This window comes from Helicobacter sp. MIT 21-1697 (assembly GCF_026241255.1).
Classification (GTDB): domain Bacteria; phylum Campylobacterota; class Campylobacteria; order Campylobacterales; family Helicobacteraceae; genus Helicobacter_C.
Genome location: NZ_JAPHNC010000004.1, coordinates 110,819 through 133,041, shown reverse-complemented (window position 1 = coordinate 133,041; position 22,223 = coordinate 110,819). Strand labels below are relative to the sequence as shown.

The following is a 22,223-nucleotide window of genomic DNA, read 5'->3' as shown; positions in this document are numbered from 1 at the left end:
TCATAGCATATTCTCTACAATTTCATCAAGCCATACGCCCCCATTTTCACAATGCTTTTTTGTCGGTGTGGCGACACAAAGGTTTAATTCAAGAAAAATACCTTGAGTAAAAGAAAAAGGTGTAATTGTAAATGAGAGGACATCAAAAGCAAGAGGTGCATTATCAAGCCATAATGTATTATCACGCAATTCAATAAAGTGCGATTGCAATGGCAAGGCAATAAAAGGTGTGTGGCTTGGTGTCTTATCAAGCACAAGAGTTTGCGAATGAATGTGCGTAATGGTATAGGGCGTAAAAACCTCTTTAGGCTGCGTAACAAGGTAGAGCTCCTGCTGTGGCTGCCACCCTTTTAAAGTTGCAAAATACAATGAATCATTATGATGAGATTGAATATGTATTGATACTAAAGGAAGAAGTGTATCGCCCTGCATAGAAGTTGGAGCATTTTTATATCCGCCACCAAACAAAGATTGCTCATCAATAGCCATAAACGCAAGAGATGAACTCGCTACACTAAGTGGTATTCCGCCATTGCCTATAAGAGATTCTATAATCGCATATTGCAGTAGATTCTCAATTTTTGCAAGGGCTATATTAGGGCTTGGGTTATTTAAGCTGCGTACATAAGCAATATTTTTGCTCATTTGCAACAGCATAGAGCTGCATATTATCCCAATCACACCTAAAATAACAATGCTCACTACTACTTCAAAAAGTGAGAAAGCGCTTCGTGCAGAACGAAAATAATGCGACATTTTACGCATTAGCGAATGGCTTTGGGTGTATAAAATCGTAAAAGTTCAAAATTATGAGGAGCAGTATAACTTTGCTCAAAAACCTCATAGGTAAGTGATGGCGTAGAATGTGTATTCAAAGTTATTGAGGTTATCGTAGGTGAGAGCAAAAGCTGCTTGTAGGTATCATAAGTAGAAAGCTTGGTTGTGGGCGAAAATGTATATAAAAATCCAAATGTAAGAATCAAGGCAGTTGCACAAATACAAATACCCATAACTGCATCAAGGAGCAAAAAGGCTTGATGGAAATGATGAGTTTGTGTTTTCATTTTGAGCGTTCTTTAACAGCTTGGTTGCTTACATCTTTAATAAAAACTTCGGATTCAAAATAGGCTTTATGTGTTTTTGGCTCTCGTAATGTATTCTCTGAATCTTCCTTATAGGTTATTTCAAGCACAAATTTCCATCGCCCTAAAAGGAGATTATTAAGCATCTTGCTTGCTTGCCTTACATTTTCTATCTCACCTAAATCCTGAATCTTATGTGCTTCGTGCATAGAATCCAAAAAAAGATGTATGTTTTCAATAGAATACGCAGACGTTTTTGGCTCAATCTCTATATGTATCCTTGCCCCATTAGGGGGGATAATAGTAGGAGGTATTTGAGATTTTATATCCGGACGATGAGAGGGTGCATTGTAAGGAAAAACAAAGGTATTGTGTGCATAGCTTTTGCCCTCATTGCTCAAATAGATACTATAATCATACATTGCACTAAAAAGGTTTTGCTCCTTAATAATATCATTAATATTTTCATCAACAATGCGTTTTTTTGCAAAATAAGTGTTTTCATCTTGGATAGGATTTTTCATCGCAATAGTAATAGATACACTCACCATAAACACCCCAAAAAGCAATATGCCAACAATCGCGTGGGGCCAGTAGTTTTTCTCTCTCATTTCTCTCTCCTCTATTTTTTGCGCATAAGATAAATCGCGCCGATAATACCAAACATAATAAGCATCATAGCATACATACTAAATCGCACAAATTCTCGCCCTCCACTTTCATCAACAGGCATATTGTTTTCTAGTTTTACCCCAAAATGCGCTGCAATCATATCCGCAGCTTCTGAATAACCATTGAGCATAATCGCAGAAATAAGCTGTGGTGTAAGAACCTCATCTTTCTCCTTTGGAAGTAGCGGCACCATATATTCATAATATACCTTGTCTTCATCAAAATATTCTTTAGGTGCGGAACTTAAAATATCCATTTTTTTATCTTCCCTCATAAAGACAAGAAGTGCATAAGGTTGCGGCAAGTTTTGCGTTAAGACTTTTTTATATCTATTGCGATAGAGTTTTTGTAAATCTTGCTCGGCAAGGTTATCCCCATCAATAACCCTATCCTTTATATCCTCTGGGATTTTATCAACAACTGCAACATATAAAGAAAAACCAGTTTTTGAGAAAAGCTCATTTGAAAGCGTATCAATAAAGCCAACACTTTTAGGTATAAGGAGCAAATCAGAATTATCAAGGACATAATTGTGAGAATCCTTAATGTTCTCATCTGCACCAAGTGTAAGGGCAACCAAGAGACTAATACATATTAGTCTCCCTAGTAGCAAGAGCATTTATTAAACCAAATGCAAAAAGAAATCAGGAATAAAAGGAATGACGATTGTCATCACAATAGTGACAATAAGCAATGTCCCAAGAAGCTTTTCAATAAGTGTAAGTTTCATACCTGCCTCCTATTCTGCACTTGTGCGGTATTGTGCATTTTCAATGTCAATTTGCTTAATTGAATCTACTTGTTCAATCTTGTAATAATCTGTTGCCACAGATTTTTGTGTAAGAATAGCACAAGTACCTAATCCCGCAACGATACTAAGCAAAAGCACCACAGCGATAATAAACCCTGTTAAACCATTGATTCCAAATAAACCATTCATAACAATCTCCTTTATTCCGCTTCAGATAAATTTAAAGAGCGAATATACACATTAAGCGCTTCTTTTTGGCTTGGCGCAAAGTTTGCATATTCAAATGAAGGCATAACGCCAATTACGCCTTTTTTACCTTTTGTAAGCACTTCTGCAAGAAAATCTGCTGTCCCATATTTAGTCAAATCAGGTGCAAATCCATCTACACCGCCACCATTGCCCTTACCTTCATCTCCGTGGCAAGCCGCACAATGTATTGCAAAGAGTTCTTTACCTTTGCTCACCTCAAGTGGATACTTAGTGTTCTTAGTGCTTGAAATATCTTGCATAACATAGGCTGCGATTGCTTTTGCTTCGCTATCATTTACAGATACAGGTGCCATTTCACCAGCTATATAGTCTAAGCCTTTGCTTCCTTCTTTAATGACCTCAATAATACCCTCTTCTTTAGTCCATTTTGTAAGATCTTTTGCCTTACCATTCATACCCTCTGCTGTGATTCCGTGGCATTGAGAGCATTGCACCAAGAAAATACTTTGTCCCATACTGCCAAGCTCCTCTCCGCTTAGGTTTTCCCAAGTAGAAGCATATTTTTGATTATAGCTTTGCACTTCTTGGTTGTATTCTCCAATTTGTGAGTAAGCATTGAGTGGGTATCCTAAAAAGATATACCAAAAGCCCCAAATAAGCACACCCAAAAAACAGGCAGCCCAGCCAACAGGGAGATTGTTTGTCTGTTCTCCTATGCCGTCCCAGCTTTCGCTTGTTAATTCTCCTTCAGCCTTGCCATCTTTAATCTTTTTAAGATATACGCTTATTACAAAAATAGTAAGGATTAAGATAACAAAAGCACCTATTAACCCTAGTATTGTTATATTATCTGACCAATTCATCTAGTTCCCCTTTCATTGTGTGTTCGTGGTTCAATGAGCTCATCATCAAGACTATCATTCAGAGCAAGATTAGCATATTTTTCATAATCTTTTACACCTTTAGCTTGTGAAGAATATAAATGATAAACATATCCATACAAAAATACTACAAGCAAAAGCGTAACTGCAAGATAAATCTCTTTCTGATAAGCAACAATAAACTCCAAAAGTGTAGTATCTATCATTGTGCTGCTCGCGATACTTGTGTAGCAGTGCGGCGCGATTGTCCAAGACTATTCATATAAGCAATGAGCGCAACGATTTGCTTTACCTCTCCTTGCTCAAAGGCATCTTTGACATCTTGGCTTATCATTTCATCAACAACTACTTTAGCTTCTTGCATAAAAATTTCCCTTGCTTTAGAAAGCGTTGCAAGATCATTTTTGTCATAAGATTGTGCGCCAATTTGCACTCCACCTTCTGTATCATAAGGCACACCAAAAACAACTTTTTGTGTATAAGCCTCTGCAAAGGCAGTTTCAAAGTCAGCATTTTTTGTATAAAGATGCTCATACGCTGGCATAATTGAGCCGGGCACACGCGATTTCGGGTCTCTCATATGTCCATCGTGCCAATCTGCTGCTTTACGACTATCACCTACCCTATGTAAATCTGGACCTGTGCGCTTTGAACCCCACAAGAATGGTCTATCATAAGCATATTCACCACTTAAACTATAAGCACCATATCGGTCTGTTTCAGCCTTAAATGGACGAATAAGCTGCGAATGGCAATTATAACAACCCTCTGCAATATATACTTGTCGTCCTGCAGTTTCAAGCAAAGAATAAGGCTTTAAGCCTTCAATAGGTTGAGCCTTTTTTGCAAAACCGGGCAAAACCTCTACTAACCCTGCGATAGAAAACACCAACAAAAATGCAACCGTGAAAAAGAATGGATTTCTCTCTAAAAAACTAAACATATTCTCATTCCTCCTTTACGCTGCCATCGGAGTAGCATTTTGGGGTTCTTTTTCAAGCACCCTGCCTGATGAAATTGTCATAAGAATGTTGTAAATAAACATTATAAAGCCTACCAAATACATCAAACCACCAATTGCACGGATAAGATAATATGGGAAAAGCGAAACAACTGTGTTGATAAAACTATATGTAAGATTTCCATTATCATCAACATCTCTCCACATCATACCCTGTGTGATACCTGCAATCCACATACTTGAGAAGTAAAGGATAATCCCTGTTGTCATAATCCAAAATTGTGCATCCATAAGTTTTTTAGAATAAAGTTCGCGTTTAAATATGCGAGGCACCATATGGAAGCACGCTGCGATAATCATAAATCCTACCCAACCAAGTGCTGCATCATGAACGTGTCCAATAATCCAATCTGTAAAGTGAGCCAAACCATTGACTGAACGAATAGATTGAATTGGTCCTTCAAGCGTTGTCAGCATATACCAAGTTGAAGCAAGAATAAGGAATTTGATCATTGGAGATTCTTTAATTTGATGCCATTGCCCACGCATTGTTAAAAGCATATTGATAGCTGTCCCCCACGAAGGCAAAATCAAAATAACAGAGAATACAGAACCAAGTGTTTGAATCCAATCAGGTGTTGTTGAATAAATTAAGTGATGCCCACCTGCCCAAATATAAATAAACATAAGTCCCCAGAATGAGAATAAAGTAAGTTTATATGAGAAGATAGGTTGCCCAGATTCTTTAGGTAGAAAGTAATAGATTAACCCAATAATACCTGAAGTAAAAACGAATGCAACGGCATTATGCCCCCACCACCATTGCACCATAGCATCATTTGTCCCTGCATAAAATGAAATTGAATGCAAGATACTTCCTATACCTGCGATAAAGTAAGTTGGAACTGCAAGATTATTAAAAATATAAAGAGCAGAAATTCCTACAAAAGTAGCAATAAAATACCACAATGAAATATAAATTGTCTGCTCGCGTCTTACACCCATACTTCCAAAAAGGCTCACACCCCATAATACCCACACAACAACTACAAGAATATCAAGAGGCCAAATAAGTTCAGAGTATTCTTTGGATTGTGTTAATCCAGCAAAAAGTGTAACTACTGCAAGAGCCATAAGCACAATATAAATCCAAAAATGTGCTAAGCCTACTGCGCGTAAAAAACAATGCTCTTTATATGTAATTTTAAGCACCCTTTGCCCTAAGTAATACCACGAAGCCCAAATCCCGCTCAATGTAAAACCATAAATAATACCATTGGTATGAAGTGGTCGAAGCCTACCAAAAGTTCCATATTCTGAAGCTAAATAGTTTAAATCTGGGAATGCCATTTGAAATGCAATCACTACCCCGATGAGCAGCCCTACAAATCCAAAAGCCATCGCAGAAAAAACAAATAACTTAGCTATTGAGTAATCATACTCTAGTGTATTTGTCTGCATTGCAGTCTCCTTGTCCTTTTATGAATTTGAAATACAAATTTCATTGTAATGCCTTTGAAGTTATAGCTACCTTAAAAAGTTAATAAAAAAACAACAAAACTTTTTTAAAAAGTAAAAAAGTGGTCTATTTTTGTCATAAAATGGCTAAAAGTGTGTTGGCTTGTTTGTTCATTTACCAAATAATAAGAATCTCTATGCGTAGTTTTATGTAGCATTTCCCAAGCACAAAATTCCGCCCACAGCAATAAACGAAGCTTTGGTGGCACACAATGAGATGCACAACATATTTTAAATTTTTTTGACATAGGACCTTGTGTTACTATTTTATACATATTGATAAAATCTTGTGCAATATAGATTCTATGAGCATTACTTGTGATAATAAGATGAGCAATTTTGCAATTAAAGTTACTTTTGCTTATCTCTTCTCTTTGAGCCGCACTCAACACATATCCACATCGTTTAGCTACCTTATCACAAAAAAGCAAAAGTAAATTGTCATCATTTTGCGCCCTTACTTTGTGGATACTAAAAATTATGCAACGTATATGATGAGTATGCAATGGAACATTTACATTATATATTTGTTTTTGAATTTGCTCTTGCAAGGATTCTAGCTCTAAAGTATTCGCATAAAGCATATTTTCAAGACTCTGCTTATCGCGTTGAAGATACGATAGAGTGCGTGCAATGCCTGTGCTAAACTCATTGACTAATTTATCACAAAACTCATATCTAAAATAATTTCGCCTAAAAGTCTTATCTTGATTACTACTATCTTCAAAATACTTTATTCCGCGCTCTTTACAGAATCTATACAATGCATTTTTGGGCATAGATTCTAAAGGACGCACGATTGTATAGTGAGTAAAAGACTCATCATCATTGTATCGCTCATCTGAAAAACCTAGCAGATTCCCAAGTCCTGCACCTTTTGTAAGCTGCATAAGCAACCACTCTAAGCGGTCATTAAGCTGATGAGCAAGCAAAAGATGTGTATAGCAATGTTTGGTAATCAAAGACCGAAAAAAGTCAAAGCGAAAAGAACGTGCATTATGTTCAAAATTTGTATCAAAATGCGGTGCGTGCGCCACAAAACAAAGCTTATTATAAGTAGCAGCAAGCTCTTTGGCATAAGCTACTTCATCATCGGCTTGTGGGCGGGTATGATAATGCACAATGGCAATATCAAAGGAAATCTCACACTCAAGCAAAAGAAAAAAAAGTGCTGTGGAATCTACCCCACCAGAAAATCCAAGCAAATTGTGCGTTTGCTTCAATGGAACAAGAGAGGAAGCGAGAGTATCTCTTAACTCAAATAGAGTATCAAAAGTATTATATGTCAGCTTATAAACATCTTTTTTAGCCACACTCTGCCTTTGTTTATGAATAATGCAATGATAACACAATCATTTCAGATTCAAAATACTAAGGCAAGAAAGAAGTTAAGAACTATGCGGGTTTGTTTTAGAATGAGGATTGCCACTTCCGCCAACTTGCTTAATTTCACCATTTGGTAAAATATCATAAGCCTGCCCGAATCCTTTTACAAATCGTCCTAATCCTAATTGCAATTCTATCAGATGAAAATCACTCATTTGACGAATAGTTTTAATGCCTCCAGCTCCTCCCATTGCAGATTCTAAACTATTGAGCGCTTGCTCAAATTCTTGATTATCACGTTCTATAAAACGAGCTTGAGCGCGATATTTCAACCTCTTGCGTAAAATCACGGATTTTGCCTTACATTCATCTTCTAAAAACATTACCTCAATTTTAGAAGGATTGGCAGCGATGCTATGAAAATGCTCCGCAACCTCACTGATATAAATATAGGCTTTATTTTCAATCTGCATAAGAGGTGCGTAAGAACAAATTGCATTACCTTCTTTATCAATACTTGCAATCAAAATAGAGCCAAATTCTTTTTTAAATTGCGCAATTTCATCACTTATGGTATGTATATCAGATGCTTTTGCTCCTTGACATAATGCAATAATCGCATCTTTAAGTGTATGTTCATCTGCTTTTTTTGGAAACTCTACGCGCAACGATATGTTGTCATTATAGACAATATCTAAACCTTCAAAATCCACATTTACAAGCGAAACATTTTGTATGTGAGCATTTTTCAAAGTGCTTGGGTCGCCATACTTTTTACACAAACCAATAAGTTCATCTTTGTGATGTTGGTTCATATGTCCGATTATACTTTGATAATTCATAAATTTCTCCTTTTTAAAAATTGAATAGTTATTGCATAGAAGCTACCTATAAAAATTTAAGGTAGCCTATCAATGCAATCAAACAACAAATAAGGAAAGAAAAGATGCTTCTAACCCACCCAACCCTACCAAATCACCCAGATTTTATCATCTTTAGATTTTGTTAGAAATCATATTTTAAAAACAAATCTCATTTTAATATAAAAAAGCTTAAATATAAATTAATAATTATTCTTATTTTATAAAATGATTCTCAAATGCCTAAATCAAAACTCTAAAAAAACTTTCCACAATGTCAATAGAATGGACAATGCGTAAATACCGATAAGCGCATAGCGATGATTATTCAATGTAACCTTGCTCATAAGGTAGATACCACAACCCACACCAAACATTGATGAAAGCCCAACAATTAAGCCTGATTGAAAATCAATCAAATCGTGAGTGGCAAGTGAAATGCTCCCTGATACAGAAGCAAAAATAATAAAGAAAAGTGAAATGGGCACTACTTTTTTAGAATCAAATCCAAGATAATATGCAAGTATAGGTGCAAGAATGAGTCCTCCACCTACGCCCAAACTCACAGCAAAAATTCCGGTAAGAAAACCAGCGATAATCATAAGAATCTTTTGTTTCAGTGGGTTTGTAATAGGTGGAGTGGGATTGGCGGTCGTTTTGACATCAAAGGCATATTTGTAAAAACTCACACAAGAGAGAAACAAGAACAACAAAAGAAGAATTTGAGAAGAAAGCGTATCAACAATTATCCCACTAAAGGCTGCTCCCATAAGACCTCCTAAGCCTACAAACACGCCATCACAGATATTGAGCTTTTTTTGCAAAATATTAATAAATGAGCCAAATGCAGAGGAAAATATCATTTGCATTATTGAAATACCAATGGCATATTCCATTTGCATACCAAGCAAAAGCAGACAAGGGACGATAATCACGCCGCCGCCTATGCCAAAAAATCCAGCAGCTACACCACTTACACAGCCAAGAACAACTAAAATCTCTATGCTCATTTTTATCCTTATTTCATTTTAAAATCAAGCCTTAAATGCTCTATTCAAGCCTTAAACATACAATTTCACTTGGTGCTAAAAAACGAATAGCAGGTCCCCAGAATCCTACCCCACTACTTACATACAGCTGTGTTTTCTTGGGTGGAAGAACATCAGATGGAGAAACTTTGCGTTGTGGCAATTCATACAACCCATATACATAATGCTGATCTAACCATACAAAAAATGACAATGGAAATACTTGTCCTGCGTGTGTATGCCCACATAGCACTACATCAAAATCACTTACATCATTTGAGCGCACAAATTTAGGCTGATGTGCAAGGAGAATACTTGGTTTGTGTGGATTCATATCTTTTTTTGCAGATGCTAAATCTGGTTTTAAATAATTAAATCGTAATCCTGCCAAATCACTTACTCCAGCGAGATTCAAATCTTCCAACTCAATATTTGTATTATGTAAAATTGTAAGATTCAGTGTATGCAAATATGCCAAAATATCATCTATACCGTGATAATACTCGTGATTACCTGCGACATAATATACACCTTCCTTGCTTTGCAAATCTTTGAGCGGATTCAAATCTGCTTTAACCTCTCCTATTTTATTATCCACCAAATCACCTACAATGACTACAATATCAGGTTGAAGTGCATTAATCTTTGCTACGACTTTTGAAAGAAATGCTCCACCTAGAGCCTTGCCTATATGCACATCAGTAATCATTGCAATAGTCTTTTTATTGCGTAGATTCGGGACTTTGATGGACACTTCTTTAATAGGCGGAGGTAAAAGGGCATTCGTGAAACTTCTTATACTAAAAACTACAAACAAAGCTGCCACGCTTAAATCAAAAAGCATTTTTAAAAATACACGGCGCGATAAGGAATAAGAGGATTGAGTAGAGAGTTGATGAGTCTTAGAGGGCTGATAAGAATCTCCAATATTTGATAATTGACTAGAAAATATATACCTTAAAAATCGTGCTAATATTTTACATATATCTACACATAAAACCGCCATAAAAAGACAATAAGCAAAAACTATGCACGAACCAGCCATAATGTATGGCGTAAGTGTAAAGGCTGAATCTCTGATTATAAAAAGAGAGATTTCTCCAATTCCTAGTGCCACAAGCAAAGCAATGCCTAATTTTCTGCGTTTGTTAAATACCATACTATAACACATAAATCGTTTGTATATATACAACTTCATTAAACTTAAAACAACAAAAACAACGCTTACAATTACAAGGATTTTCATCGCTCCATTAGCCTTTATACCCCACTCACAACCTTAAATTTAATTATCAAAACAATGATTTAGGCATTACAATTGATCCTTGCATTGTATAGAATGAAGTCTAATACTCATTAAATCTATATGCGAGGTGCGCTATCGCAATATTTATTGTAGTAGCTATGGCTGTTATTTTGGGTATTGTCATTTAAATTTCCAACAACCATTGGTATTATTGACAAGGTAAGCTTATATGTGGCGTAATGCATAAAAACGCGAATGGGCAAAATTCTAAGTGATTTAGCTTTGCAAGCTGTAAATGAGCGTTTGCAAGATTAACAATGCTAAAGACTCTCCCACGCAATAGGTTCTTGAGCGTGTTCTTGAAGATAAATATTGGCTTGAACAAACACATTACTCCCAACAAAGCCACGCGCTAAAGGACTAGGGTGTGGCGCAGTAATAATTTTATGTTTAGAGCTATCAATAAGTGGTGCTTTTTTCTTAGCATAATTACCCCATAGCATAAATACCAAATGTTCTTTACGCGCCGATAATGCTCTTATCACACCATCGCTAAAATATTCCCACCCAAAATGTTTATGTGAAGCGGGCGCATTCGCCCGAACACTTAAAATTGCATTGAGCAATAAAACACCCTGTCTTGCCCAACCACTCAAGTCTCCGTGTGAAGGTGGTGTAATATGTAAGCTTTGAGAAAGTTCCGCATAAATATTTTTTAAAGAAGGTGGGATAGGCATACCACGAGGCACACTAAAGCTCAAGCCCATTGCTTGAGGTGTGAGCTCACCATTTATCATAGCACTGCCGTGATATGGGTCTTGTCCAAGTATTACAACCTTAAGAGAAGAAAGAGGGGTAAGAGCAAAGGCGGCAAAAATCTGATGGGGCTTTGGGTATATCATTTCTTTGTTGGCAAGGGCATTGAGATAATGCGATTTAATATCTGCAAAATAAGGGCTTAAAAACTCATTCGCAAGAAGTTGCTTCCAATCATCTGGAATCTTTATTTTATCAAGGTTAATTGTCATTCAATGATTTTGGGGACGATAAAAAAGTTCTCTTGTGCATTCGGAGCGTGAGCAAGCACATCTTGTGCAATATGAGCATCTCGTGGCTCATCTGCCCTTAGGGGATTCTTAAGCTGCTCTTCAAAGCATTCTTGCGGCACTTCAATCGTAGCAATGTTTTCCACAAATCCAAGAATCTCACTTAATTGCTTCTGCATATCATCGCGTTTATTCTCATCAATATGAAGCATAGATAGCCGCTCAAGTTTGCCCAACAGCGCGTCATCAATACGCATTTTCTCTCCTTGATTAAAATCTTATATGCATTATAACATAGATTCACAGGCTTTCTATGAAATCTCACCCATAAACGCTTTAATGCTCTGTATGTCTAAATTATCTCTATTAAATTTTTGTTTGCAAAAAAGCTCAAACGAAAGAGCTGCTTGATTTATAAGCATTTCTTTCCCATCGGCACAAACAAGGTCAAAACTTTGAGCTAAAGCAAGAAAAGGCGTGAGTTTTCCATAAATAAGCTCAAACGCATATTTAGCACAAGAGCATAGTTCTTTAAGCTGTGCCTCATCACAGGGTAATACATTATCATTAAGCCCCGCACTTGTAGTATTAATAAGAATATCATAACTACAAGTAGGTTTAAATTCGCTACTTACATAACATTCAAAACCTTTATCAGCAAAAAAACCAAGATTGGGAGCTGAACGATTAATAAGCGTTGTTGGAATATTATGAGATTGAAGTATCATCGCTATCGCTTTGGCTGACCCCCCCGCACCAATAATAAGAGCATTGTTAATTTTATATTCTTTGATACATTCATAGAATCCTTGCGCGTCTGTATTATAGCCAACAAGATGTTTTCTGCTCTCAAGCACCCAAGTATTACAAGCGCCGATATTTTGTGCTACGCCACGCACCTCATCACATTGACAAAAAGCTTCTTCTTTAAAGGGCAAAGTAATATTTGCTCCACTTAAGCCATTTGAGAGAAAATTACGCCGAAGATTCGCACCAACATCTAGCAAAATACGGCTATAATAGCCACTTAAGCCAAGTTTTTCAAAGGCATAATTATGCAAAAATGGGGATTTAGAATGCACAATGGGATTGCCATAAACGGCAAAAAAGCCAAGCATAGCTAATTTACACCTTCTTTAACAATATAATGAGACGAAATATAACCATACTGCCTATTAAACAAAATCTTTGCCCATTCTTCTTGTATTTCAAGCACAAAAGCGTGGCTATTATGATTTAAATGTCCAATAACTGCTGCGTGTAAATCTGGGGCAGCACGAACCTTAAGCACATCTGCCAAAACAATATAGGCTTCACCTTCAGATTGCCCCACAGATTCACTAAGCAAACGCGATGCGATATAGCCCTCAATGCCACGAGTATTTTTTACCTTACTCCAGCCATTTTGTGTATCAAGTATGTCTAATACTTCCCCTGCATCTGCATAAGAAACAACTATAGATTCCGAAGAGGGCGCTTTACGAATATTAGAGCGATATTTAGCATAACGATGTGTTTGTGCGTGAGAATCAGCAGGGAGCATAACAGATGCCTGTGGTGGTTCCGAGCTTGCTGTTTGTATATTTATGGGTGATTGTGTAGCAGGTATATTCTCAATAGATGTATTTTCTGGTTCGTGAATATCTTGCACAAGTGGATTGTGAGTGTTTTGAGCAATGGATTGTTTAGGTGCTTCTTGATTGCTAGGAGCATTTGGTGTTAAATCTGCTATTTGTGGAGATTCTGTATTTGGAACTCCCTCTTGTGTTGGTGTGCTTGAGACATTATGTTTCATAGTAATAAAGTTTTTTTGTGCCACAAACACAAGGATTCCACCATATACTCCCAATCCAAATAAAATAATCAAAAAAGGAAGTGAATAAAGTTTAAAAAAAGTTCGTGCATTCAATATATATCTCCTTAATATAATTTAGTTAAAATATATGCCCTCACCCCCACATACTTCACCAATGATATACCCGTGAAAAGTATGACTAAGGTGCAGCATTTCATCTACTTTGGTCTTATTCACAGCAAGAATCATACCAACTCCCATATTAAAGGTGCGATACATTTCATTTTTCTCCACATATTGTCCAATAAGCGTAAAAATTGGTGGCACTTGGAGCGAATCTATGTGTATTTTTGCCCCTAATTGTGGGGGCAATATACGAGGGAGATTCTCTACAATGCCTCCACCTGTAATATGCGCTAATCCGTGCAGATATGGGCGCAACGCAGAATTATATATCTGTTTAAAAAGTGGTGTATAAATTCGCGTAGGTGTAAGAAGTGTGTCAATGAGTGTTTGCCCTTCAAATATCTCATCAAAAGACATTTTAAGCTTCTCAAAAAGCACTTTGCGCACAAGTGAGTAACCATTACTATGAATCCCGCTACTTGGCAACGCAATGAGAATATCACCTGCCTGAACACGTTGTAGTTGTACCTCATCTCTCTCGGCAATGCCTACTGCAAATCCTGCTAAATCAAAATCATCTTTTGCATACATACTTGGCATTTCTGCACTCTCTCCACCAATAAGCGCACATTGAGCCTGTTTGCAGCCCTCTACTATGCCGCTAATTACTTTTAGCGCAATATCTTTATTAAGTTTCCCCGTAGCATAATAATCAAGAAAGAACATAGGCATAGCAAAGTTGCAAATCAAATCATTCACGCACATTGCTACCAAATCAATGCCTATACTATCAAATTTTTGCGCATCAATGGCAAGACGCAATTTTGTTCCTACACCATCGGTTGCTCCCAAAATCACAGGATTTTTATATCCACTAGGTAGCGCGTATGCTCCAGCAAAAGAACCTATCCCGCCTATTACATTTTTATCAAATGTAGATGTAACAAGAGGCTTTAGTCCTTCTACAAGGGCATTTCCCTCATCAATATCTACTCCAGAATCTTTATAGCTTATCATTCAAGTCCCTTTTGGCTCATATCCATAAATGGCGGATTCTAACATAAAAAAATGATTTTAGATAAAGACTTATATATTAGCGCCTATAAAATCTCGCTTTAATTCCTTACAGCATTCTAATACGCTAAAGCTACCGCTTGCCGGGTCAAGCACAACTTCGCCTACTTTGGTGCAAGATTCTATAAGCGCGCTTTGCAAACCCTTTGGCTTTGCGTGAGGGTGGATTTTTATAGCATCTTGTGGGATTTTTTCACTCCACACATCACGGATATTTTTTCTCTCCCAAGTGCCTTTGGCTTTAAGTGGTTTTTTTTGCAAAATAAGCAAATATTCACTTTGTCGCCTTGTGCGATACCCCATACCCATTTTTTGTTTATCCCAAGTAATCAAATCCACAATCGCCAAATTCGTAGATTTTATCCAAGGGTGAATCCCCTCACACAAATGAAATTTATCAATCCACAGCATTAAATATTTACTTGGCTTTAACACACGCGCAATCTCTTGCAAAAAATGCACGATGTCCTCCTCGCTCATCTGCACGAGATTTACCCTGCCTTTTTGTCGCTCGCCCTCATTTCCATATTTCATTTTGTCTAACACTCCACGATATTGCGGGTCAAAAAAACATAAATCAATACTTTGAGATGCTATCATAGACAAAAGCTCTAAGCCATCAAGCTTTAAACGCTTATTAAAAAGCTTTTTATTGCGAAATGCACTTTTAAGAATGCTTTGCACATCTTTGCTCATCACCTATCCTTAAGAATTGCTTTAATTTTTTCTGAACATATCGTAATGCGTAATAATTCCCTTAAAACAAAATCAAGATTTGGATTGTGTGCTTCTGTTCTTGCTTGTATAATTGTATCTTTTGAAATGCCCAATATTTTGCAAAATTCATCGCCACTCATAGCTTCCGCTTCACTTATAGTATTTCTAAAACCATTTACAATTTTGCTTTTTTCATTTTGATTAAACATACAAATTTTTATTTCAGCTATCCAAGGATAGGGTAACTTTTGTGAAATGGCATTTTGGTAGTATTTTAAATTTTTAACTTCACCGCTAGATTTTTTTGTATCAAAGTTATCTCCATCTTTGAGTTCAATAACGAGACATTTATGTCGTAGAGAATCTATTATAATAAAATCTGGTTCAACAGCTTTGTCTAACTGCAAAAAAGGTGTGATTTTGTTTTTTATTGATTTTTTTGTAATTAAAAAAACACTCTTTTCTAAAGTGTTGTTAAAAATTTGTGGAATCTTTTCTTCGTCCAAAAGTGGAGCAAAACAGGCGATATAATGTTCTAAAAATGTACCCGCACTGATAGAAGTGGCGTGAATACGACTAATTAATGCTCCAAGCTCATTATTGCCAAATAATCTTGAATATGCTCCATCTTCTCTCCCTTTTTTACTTTTTTCAATTAAAAGCTTACTAAATAAATCTTTTTTTGTTTTCATAGTCCAATCTTTTTTCGTTTTCAAAGCTATAAATTTTAGCCTAAAATCTTTAATGCAATGCGTAAAACTCTGTTCTGCATTAAACTAATTACTCGTGCGATAGCGGAATTGCCCTTTTTTAAACACAAGCTCTGCACCCCCAATGCCAAAAAGCCATTTATTTTCAATAAAATTTTTCAAAAATGCAGCAACCTCGCCACTAATACTCCTTTTATAAATAATACCTACACCATCAGTATGTCCAATAGAACACACTGTGCCACGATGTTTGAATGTAAATACCTTTTTTTGTGCTTTATTATTAAGAATCTTTATAAGGCTCTTACCCACATAATCTCCCATTTGAGCTGCAAGCTGTGCTGTTGGAGCGTGGATAGCATCACGCGAAGTAGAGATTGCACAATCGCCCACGACATAGATATTCTCATACTGCGGACATCGCAAATAGGCATCAACTTTAATGCGCCCTTTTGTAGTCTCAAGACAAGAATTCTCAAGGCTATCATTGCCCTTAACGCCTGCACTCCATAAAATTGTATTGCCTTTAATATGTTTTAGTTCTCCATTGTGCTTAATTATCACACCATCACTGCGACATTCTTGCACATCACCTCCACAAATCACCTCTACGCCGAAAGCCTCAAGCTTCTTTTGAGCCAATGCACTTCCTTTTTTGCTAAACATTGGCAAGATTCTATCGCTTCTGCCGATACAAGTAACTTTAGGCACATCACGTGGAATCCCACCAATAAGACAAAGATCATCAAGCCTAGAACCAAGTTCAGCCGCAAATTCAATGCCTGTAAAACCTGTGCCACATACGATAATGCTCAAGTCATCGGCATTTTTAGTATGGCAATATTCTTTGAATCTGTATTCAATAAGCTTATCAAACTTAAGGGCAGCATTGAGCGAAGAAAGTTTATGTGCATACTCCTCTACACCTTTAATACCAAAATCATCAGGCTTAAATCCAAGCGCAATGACCAGATAATCATATTCATACGCTCCGCCATTGCCTATAACACGTTTAGATTCTGGTTCAAATGAGAGAATCTTATCTTTGATAAAATGCACTTTTTGCAAATTAAGAATCTTACGAAAATAAACTCGTGCCTTACGCGCACTTAATGTGCCAATGGCGACTTTATGTAAAAGTGTCGTTTGATAGTGGTAATCGTGCTTACTGATGAGTGTAACATCTGCATCAACTTTGAGCTGCTCTTGAAGCGTAATGGCTGTGCGTAAGCCCCCATACCCCCCGCCAACAATCAGAATCTTGGGTTTCATAGCCATACCTTAAATTAAAATTTTGTGCGCAAATTGTATCACACTTCTTAATAAAAATTACTGAGTTCAAAGACAAATAAGTAAAATAATAGTTTATTTTTTGATGTTTTTACTCATTTTTAAATTTTAAGCTATAATTTATATTATGAAAATGTTACAACTACACGACAAAGCTACCCAAATAGCACAAACTTGGCGAGCAAATATTCTTCATTGGTATAAAAAGCACGGCAGAATCTCTCTCCCTTGGCGCAACTTAAGCGGAGAAAATGCTCCCTATGGCGTATATGTAAGCGAGATTATGCTACAACAAACACAAGTGAAAAGAGTGCTAGAATCTTACTATATTCCCTTTATGAAAGCATTTCCCACACTTACCTCTCTTGCAAATGCTCAAGAAGAATCGCTGCTCAAACTTTGGGAGGGGCTAGGCTACTATACACGCGTAAGAAATATGCAAAAAAGTGCTCGTATTTGTTGTGAAAAATTTAATAATGCGTTACCACAAACTTATGCAGAGCTTATAAGCTTACCGGGCATAGGCAAATATACTGCGGGGGCAATTTTGTGCTTTGGCTTTAGGCAAAGTATGAGTTTTGTAGATGGAAATATTCGGCGTGTGTTGTGTAGAATCTTCGCCCTTGAAAACCCAAAAGAGAGGCTTTTAGACGAGCTTGCCGCGCTTCTTTTAGATTCCACAAGGAGCTTTGATTATAATCAAGCCCTGCTTGATGTGGGGGCGATGATTTGCACGCCCAAAAATCCTGCTTGCCTGCTCTGCCCTGTGCGTAATATTTGCAAGGGGCAGGCAAATCCCGCCCTCTACCCAACACCCAAAAAATCCATTTTAGAGCCACTTACACTCCATCTTGCCATCTATGTGGATAAAAAAGGCAAAATCGCCTTTATATATGAAGATAAAAAAGAGGGCAAAAATGCTTTGTATCAAGGCTTATACAATCTCCCAAACATTGAGCTAGAGAACATTACAAACGATGAAAAATACTATAAAAAATGCGGGAGCTTTAAACATCACTATACAAAATACGCCATTACTGCAAATGTATATAAACTTGATTCTAAGAATCTAGCTATATTAAAGCAGTCTATGCCGCACACAAATCTCTACTTTTTCTCGTCTCAAGAGCTAGATTCTAAACCGCTTTCATCGCTGTGTAAAAAGGCGTTGCAGTTAGCGGGATTTAATGTAAGCAGAAGCAACAGAATATAAAGTAGCTCTGCTTTTGATATTTAGCCCTTTTACTTACCCTCATTGTTTATTGTTTTTGCATTTGATCTACAAGTATGCTTCTAGCCTCCTGCGTAGTAGCAAGTTCATCTTTTAGCTTTTTGCTGCCTGTAATCATAAAGATTAATACACAATGGGAAAGAATATGCCTTTCACTAGCCACACGATGACTTTGCCTATTATAGATCCTATCAAATAGCCACCATCACTTTCCATCCTATGGCGAGACAATGCATTGTAATGTGCGTCCTCAACAGATTGATTAGCCCTTGCTAACGCTCTATCGCTAAACCCCGCACAGCTCCACACCAAAATGCCCATAACAACATAACCAGAGCCACCATAGTAACCAAAAATGGCTAAAGCCGCCCCAATAACCAATATCACAGACCAAATAATGCGCTTTTGAGTGATTTGACTTATTTACATTACACTTACCACACGAGCCAACGGCTACGACATCATTGTGATTGATACAATTCATCTTTACTCCTTTTTTTAATTTTTACAAAGGGTAGAATACAAAAAAAACAAATTGTATATTCAGCTTGAAAGTAACAAAAGAAAACAAGTGCAACATTAAGCCTTATAACTTGAGAATAAAAAGAGATTGAGATAAATTTAAGTGCTTTTTAAGGCAATCAAGCGCGGGATTTGCAAGACTTACAAAGCAACCATAGATTCTAGAATCTGCTGTGTAAAAAAGGCATTAAAATTTGTTGATTCCACAAAAAGCAATTAGATAAGCAGATTCTAAATCCTACGATTTAGAATCTGCAAGCAGGATTGCAGGCTTAAATCACGCCTTGGTCTATCATTGCTCCAGCGACTTTTCTAAATCCAGCGATATTTGCCCCAAGCACTAAATTTGTAGGCTCACCAAATTCTTTTGCAGTTTCACTTGCGTTTGCGTAGATACTTTCCATAATTTTGTGTAAATGAGCATCTACAACTTCAAAACTCCAAGGATTCATACTTGCATTTTGTGCCATTTCTAAACCACTTACTGCCACTCCGCCTGCATTTGCAGCTTTACCCGGTCCATAGCAGATTTTCGCATTAAGAAACTGATGCACAGCTTCAATGGTTGAGGGCATATTTGCACCTTCGCTCACACATTTGCAACCATTGCTAAGCAATGTTTTAGCATCATTACCATTAAGCTCATTTTGTGTAGCACTTGGGAATGCTGCAAAACAAGGAATAGCCCACACAGGATTACTATCTTTTGGATAATCGCTTACTTTTGTATAAACTGCTTGAGGTCTTGCTTTGGCATATTCTGCAAGTGTTAAACGTTTGACTTCTTTAATTTCTTTAAGTAATGCCAAATCAATACCTTCTTTATCGTAAATCATACCTTGAGAATCGCTTGCAGTAACAGGAATAGCGCCAAGTTGTTGAAGTTTTTCAATCGTATAAATAGCAACATTACCCGCACCTGAAACACTACAAACCTTGCCCTCTAAGCTTTCACCTCTAGCTTTAAGCATTTCTTGAGCAAAATATACACAACCATAACCTGTTGCTTCTGTGCGCACAAGGCTACCGCCCCAAGAAAGTGCTTTACCTGTAAAAACACCCTCAAAACAATTTGTAAGTTTGCGATATTGTCCAAAAAGATAACCTATCTCTCTGCCACCCACACCAATATCTCCTGCTGGGACATCAGTAGTTGCACCAATATGACGATAAAGCTCATTCATAAAAGCTTGACAAAATCGCATTATTTCACCTTCGCTTTTACCTTTTGGGTCAAAATCACTTCCGCCCTTACCACCGCCCATAGCGAGAGTTGTAAGAGAATTTTTGAGAATCTGTTCAAATCCCAAAAACTTGATCACACCCTCATTTACACTTGGGTGAAATCGCAATCCGCCTTTATATGGTCCAATCGCAGAGTTAAACTCAATACGATAAGCTCTGTTTGTTTGGATTTTGCCATTATCATCAATCCAACTTACACGAAAATGGATTTCTCTATCTGGCATTGTGAGGCGCTCAAGTATCGCATAAGATTCATATTTCTTATCCTTTTGGAGAGCCGGTTCTAGGGATTGAAAAACCTCCTCCACAGCTTGATGAAAAAGTATCTGTGAAGGATATTGTTCCTTAAGTTTGTTAAGAACATTACTTGCGTATGACATATTGTGCCTCCTTTCGGATATTTTAATTTTAAGATGTGCGTTTAACGCTCTGACATTTTGTAGTAATAAAACTTGAAAAATTCTTAATTAAGCTTAAATTAAAGGTAATTTTTACAATCCAAGTCCCAAAATTTCCCATAATTCATCAACTTCTACATTTTCAAGCAAAATTGTGCTCTGTTTTTGCAAAAAATGCAAAATTCGTTCTGCCCGAAATGTTTTCCCACCTATACAAGATTGGTGTGCAAAAAGAAAAGCTCTGCCCAAAGCAATATGTTCTGTAAGAGATTCTTGACACACAAAGCATACTTGTGTGTGTTGCATATCCTGATGTGCTCTGCCTTCAAAATAAAGTAATTGAGCATACATTTCAAGAGCTACGCGTTTAGGATTCTGAAAATGAATCTTTTGTGCCCCCTCTTCAAGAAGTTGAAAATAAAACTCATCAATATCATACACATCAAATAAATGCGTGTGCAAAAGCTTAATAAAATGTTGCCATATATAATAGCGCTCGTTTTCAAGCTCCCACTTATACGCAAGATGCAAAATATGTTTAAGCTTTGGCAAAAAACCTATTTGGTTTTCTTCCTCAAAATCAATTTTGCGCCCTAGGTTAATAATACTATGACGCGCACCATAGAATCTATAAAGTGTTTTTATATGTGTGGGGGTGAGAATCTTCACAATCATATCTTCTGTGCGCATTTTTTGCATATGTAAAATATAGCCTTGCACTTCTATCCTTAATTTAAGAAAATTCAGAGCATAATTCTAACCTAAATTCATAAGTGATGAGGTAGGCATTGAGCGAGTTTTTGCATAAGGCAATTTTAGCCACACACAAAATCATTCTTGCTTTAGAAGAAAAAAATAAGGCACTCTATATCACCCATAGTATTGGTGCTGGAGGCGATAAAAGTATTGGTGCAGATTTACTGAGTGAGCAGATTTACGCGGAATATCTCATTCCACTAGCAAATATAGATTCTGAAGAAAGTGGCTTTATAAATGGTGTAGGGAATGATTGCATCGTCCTTGACCCGCTTGATGGGAGCGATAATTTCCTTTCACACATTCCTTATTATGGCTCATCTCTTGCCTTATGTGATGCAAATGACAAAGTCAAAGAAGCAGTGATATTTAACTTTTGTGCCAAAGAGGGCTTTGCTCATCTTGGAGATAAACCTTTTAGATTCTCCATAGAATCTTATATTCAGCAAGGGGAATCCTGCTTTATGCCGCTTAATCCTACTCCTTTGGGTAAATGTGGTATTTTTGAAAAAGCATATTGCAATCCTCACTTTGCTACATTGCTTTATGAAAATCATTTAAAATTCCGCTCTTTAGGGGCAAGTGCGCTCTCTATCGCAAAATCTTATGAGGTAAATTTTATGCTTTTTCTTGGCAATATTCGCAAGTTTGATAGCAAGGCTGGATTGTTTTTGTGTAAGCAATTACATCATTTACACACAAACAATTTTACCCTTATAAGTAAAGATAAACATATTTTTGATATTATTTACAATTTAATAACTCATAAAGGATAAAA

At 36.8% G+C, this 22,223-nt stretch carries 27 protein-coding genes; 2 read left to right on the top strand and 25 right to left on the bottom strand.

Annotated features, from left to right (window positions below; translation table 11 throughout):
- From OQH61_RS05365 to OQH61_RS05265, 21 genes are all read right to left on the bottom strand, one after another.
- Positions 1 to 756: a hypothetical protein gene (locus tag OQH61_RS05365; RefSeq protein ID WP_266026280.1), complete on the bottom strand. Its 756-nt coding sequence runs from the start codon at positions 754 to 756 to the stop codon at positions 1 to 3.
- Between the two features lie 8 nt (positions 757 to 764).
- On the bottom strand, positions 765 to 1,064 hold the full coding sequence (locus OQH61_RS05360; RefSeq protein ID WP_266026279.1) for a hypothetical protein: 300 nt from the start codon (positions 1,062 to 1,064) through the stop codon (positions 765 to 767).
- Positions 1,061 to 1,693, bottom strand: coding sequence for a hypothetical protein (locus tag OQH61_RS05355; RefSeq protein WP_266026278.1), 633 nt, complete (start codon positions 1,691 to 1,693; stop codon positions 1,061 to 1,063). The genes OQH61_RS05360 and OQH61_RS05355 overlap by 4 nt, the downstream gene beginning before the upstream one ends.
- A gap of 11 nt (positions 1,694 to 1,704) precedes the next feature.
- Complete coding sequence (locus OQH61_RS05350; RefSeq protein ID WP_266026277.1) at positions 1,705 to 2,373, bottom strand: hypothetical protein; 669 nt, start codon at positions 2,371 to 2,373, stop codon at positions 1,705 to 1,707.
- A gap of 120 nt (positions 2,374 to 2,493) precedes the next feature.
- The gene (locus OQH61_RS05345; RefSeq protein ID WP_266026276.1) at positions 2,494 to 2,694 is read right to left on the bottom strand and encodes a DUF4006 family protein; all 201 of its coding nucleotides are present in this window, start codon (positions 2,692 to 2,694) and stop codon (positions 2,494 to 2,496) included.
- Positions 2,695 to 2,705: 11 nt separating this feature from the next.
- Positions 2,706 to 3,578, bottom strand: a complete 873-nt coding sequence (locus OQH61_RS05340; RefSeq protein WP_266026275.1) for a c-type cytochrome — start codon at positions 3,576 to 3,578, stop codon at positions 2,706 to 2,708.
- Positions 3,575 to 3,802, bottom strand: a complete 228-nt coding sequence (locus tag OQH61_RS05335) for a cytochrome c oxidase, cbb3-type, CcoQ subunit (RefSeq protein ID WP_266026274.1) — start codon at positions 3,800 to 3,802, stop codon at positions 3,575 to 3,577. Before OQH61_RS05335 ends, OQH61_RS05340 begins: the two co-directional genes overlap by 4 nt.
- Positions 3,799 to 4,539, bottom strand: a complete 741-nt coding sequence (gene ccoO / locus OQH61_RS05330) for a cytochrome-c oxidase, cbb3-type subunit II (RefSeq protein ID WP_266026273.1) — start codon at positions 4,537 to 4,539, stop codon at positions 3,799 to 3,801. The genes OQH61_RS05335 and ccoO overlap by 4 nt, the downstream gene beginning before the upstream one ends.
- Positions 4,540 to 4,554: 15 nt before the next feature.
- Complete coding sequence (ccoN, locus tag OQH61_RS05325) at positions 4,555 to 6,018, bottom strand: cytochrome-c oxidase, cbb3-type subunit I (protein WP_266026272.1); 1,464 nt, start codon at positions 6,016 to 6,018, stop codon at positions 4,555 to 4,557.
- Positions 6,019 to 6,122: 104 nt separating this feature from the next.
- On the bottom strand, positions 6,123 to 7,388 hold the full coding sequence (gene tilS, locus OQH61_RS05320) for a tRNA lysidine(34) synthetase TilS (RefSeq protein ID WP_266026271.1): 1,266 nt from the start codon (positions 7,386 to 7,388) through the stop codon (positions 6,123 to 6,125).
- Between the two features lie 75 nt (positions 7,389 to 7,463).
- Positions 7,464 to 8,243, bottom strand: a complete 780-nt coding sequence (locus OQH61_RS05315; RefSeq protein ID WP_266026270.1) for a HugZ family heme oxygenase — start codon at positions 8,241 to 8,243, stop codon at positions 7,464 to 7,466.
- Positions 8,244 to 8,509: 266 nt separating this feature from the next.
- Entirely contained in the window at positions 8,510 to 9,271 is a 762-nt protein-coding gene (locus tag OQH61_RS05310) for a sulfite exporter TauE/SafE family protein (protein WP_266026269.1), read from the bottom strand.
- A gap of 40 nt (positions 9,272 to 9,311) precedes the next feature.
- Positions 9,312 to 10,535, bottom strand: coding sequence for a metallophosphoesterase (locus tag OQH61_RS05305; protein WP_266026267.1), 1,224 nt, complete (start codon positions 10,533 to 10,535; stop codon positions 9,312 to 9,314).
- A 320-nt stretch (positions 10,536 to 10,855) separates the two neighbouring features.
- A complete protein-coding gene (gene ung, locus OQH61_RS05300; protein WP_266026266.1) occupies positions 10,856 to 11,563 on the bottom strand; it encodes a uracil-DNA glycosylase in 708 nt (235 codons plus the stop codon).
- The gene (gene gatC, locus OQH61_RS05295; protein WP_266026265.1) at positions 11,560 to 11,838 is read right to left on the bottom strand and encodes an Asp-tRNA(Asn)/Glu-tRNA(Gln) amidotransferase subunit GatC; all 279 of its coding nucleotides are present in this window, start codon (positions 11,836 to 11,838) and stop codon (positions 11,560 to 11,562) included. Before gatC ends, ung begins: the two co-directional genes overlap by 4 nt.
- A 54-nt stretch (positions 11,839 to 11,892) precedes the next feature.
- Positions 11,893 to 12,699: a shikimate dehydrogenase gene (locus OQH61_RS05290; RefSeq protein WP_266026264.1), complete on the bottom strand. Its 807-nt coding sequence runs from the start codon at positions 12,697 to 12,699 to the stop codon at positions 11,893 to 11,895.
- 2 nt (positions 12,700 to 12,701) lie between these two features.
- A complete protein-coding gene (locus OQH61_RS05285; RefSeq protein WP_266026263.1) occupies positions 12,702 to 13,490 on the bottom strand; it encodes an SH3 domain-containing protein in 789 nt (262 codons plus the stop codon).
- A 21-nt stretch (positions 13,491 to 13,511) separates the two neighbouring features.
- Positions 13,512 to 14,519, bottom strand: a complete 1,008-nt coding sequence (gene purM / locus OQH61_RS05280) for a phosphoribosylformylglycinamidine cyclo-ligase (protein ID WP_266026262.1) — start codon at positions 14,517 to 14,519, stop codon at positions 13,512 to 13,514.
- A 69-nt stretch (positions 14,520 to 14,588) separates the two neighbouring features.
- Positions 14,589 to 15,272, bottom strand: a complete 684-nt coding sequence (locus tag OQH61_RS05275; RefSeq protein ID WP_266026261.1) for a DNA-methyltransferase — start codon at positions 15,270 to 15,272, stop codon at positions 14,589 to 14,591.
- A complete protein-coding gene (locus OQH61_RS05270) occupies positions 15,272 to 15,985 on the bottom strand; it encodes a hypothetical protein (protein ID WP_266026260.1) in 714 nt (237 codons plus the stop codon). Before OQH61_RS05270 ends, OQH61_RS05275 begins: the two co-directional genes overlap by 1 nt.
- Before the next feature lie 84 nt (positions 15,986 to 16,069).
- The gene (locus OQH61_RS05265; RefSeq protein WP_266026258.1) at positions 16,070 to 17,275 is read right to left on the bottom strand and encodes an NAD(P)/FAD-dependent oxidoreductase; all 1,206 of its coding nucleotides are present in this window, start codon (positions 17,273 to 17,275) and stop codon (positions 16,070 to 16,072) included.
- 145 nt (positions 17,276 to 17,420) lie between these two features.
- Between OQH61_RS05265 and mutY the strand changes: the two genes are divergently transcribed.
- On the top strand, positions 17,421 to 18,506 hold the full coding sequence (gene mutY, locus OQH61_RS05260) for an A/G-specific adenine glycosylase (protein WP_266026257.1): 1,086 nt from the start codon (positions 17,421 to 17,423) through the stop codon (positions 18,504 to 18,506).
- Positions 18,507 to 18,552: 46 nt separating this feature from the next.
- Here mutY and OQH61_RS05255 read toward each other — a convergent pair whose 3' ends face one another.
- From OQH61_RS05255 to recO, 4 genes are all read right to left on the bottom strand, one after another.
- On the bottom strand, positions 18,553 to 18,687 hold the full coding sequence (locus OQH61_RS05255) for a hypothetical protein (RefSeq protein WP_266026256.1): 135 nt from the start codon (positions 18,685 to 18,687) through the stop codon (positions 18,553 to 18,555).
- A gap of 123 nt (positions 18,688 to 18,810) precedes the next feature.
- Positions 18,811 to 19,008, bottom strand: a complete 198-nt coding sequence (locus OQH61_RS05250) for a hypothetical protein (RefSeq protein ID WP_266026255.1) — start codon at positions 19,006 to 19,008, stop codon at positions 18,811 to 18,813.
- Positions 19,009 to 19,318: 310 nt separating this feature from the next.
- Positions 19,319 to 20,671, bottom strand: coding sequence for an NADP-specific glutamate dehydrogenase (gene gdhA, locus OQH61_RS05245; protein WP_266026254.1), 1,353 nt, complete (start codon positions 20,669 to 20,671; stop codon positions 19,319 to 19,321).
- 111 nt (positions 20,672 to 20,782) lie between these two features.
- A complete protein-coding gene (recO, locus tag OQH61_RS05240) occupies positions 20,783 to 21,409 on the bottom strand; it encodes a recombination protein RecO (RefSeq protein WP_266026253.1) in 627 nt (208 codons plus the stop codon).
- Positions 21,410 to 21,477: 68 nt separating this feature from the next.
- Here recO and OQH61_RS05235 point away from each other — a divergent pair, with 68 nt between their 5' ends.
- A complete protein-coding gene (locus OQH61_RS05235; protein WP_266026252.1) occupies positions 21,478 to 22,221 on the top strand; it encodes an inositol monophosphatase family protein in 744 nt (247 codons plus the stop codon).
- Positions 22,222 to 22,223: the final 2 nt, after the last annotated feature.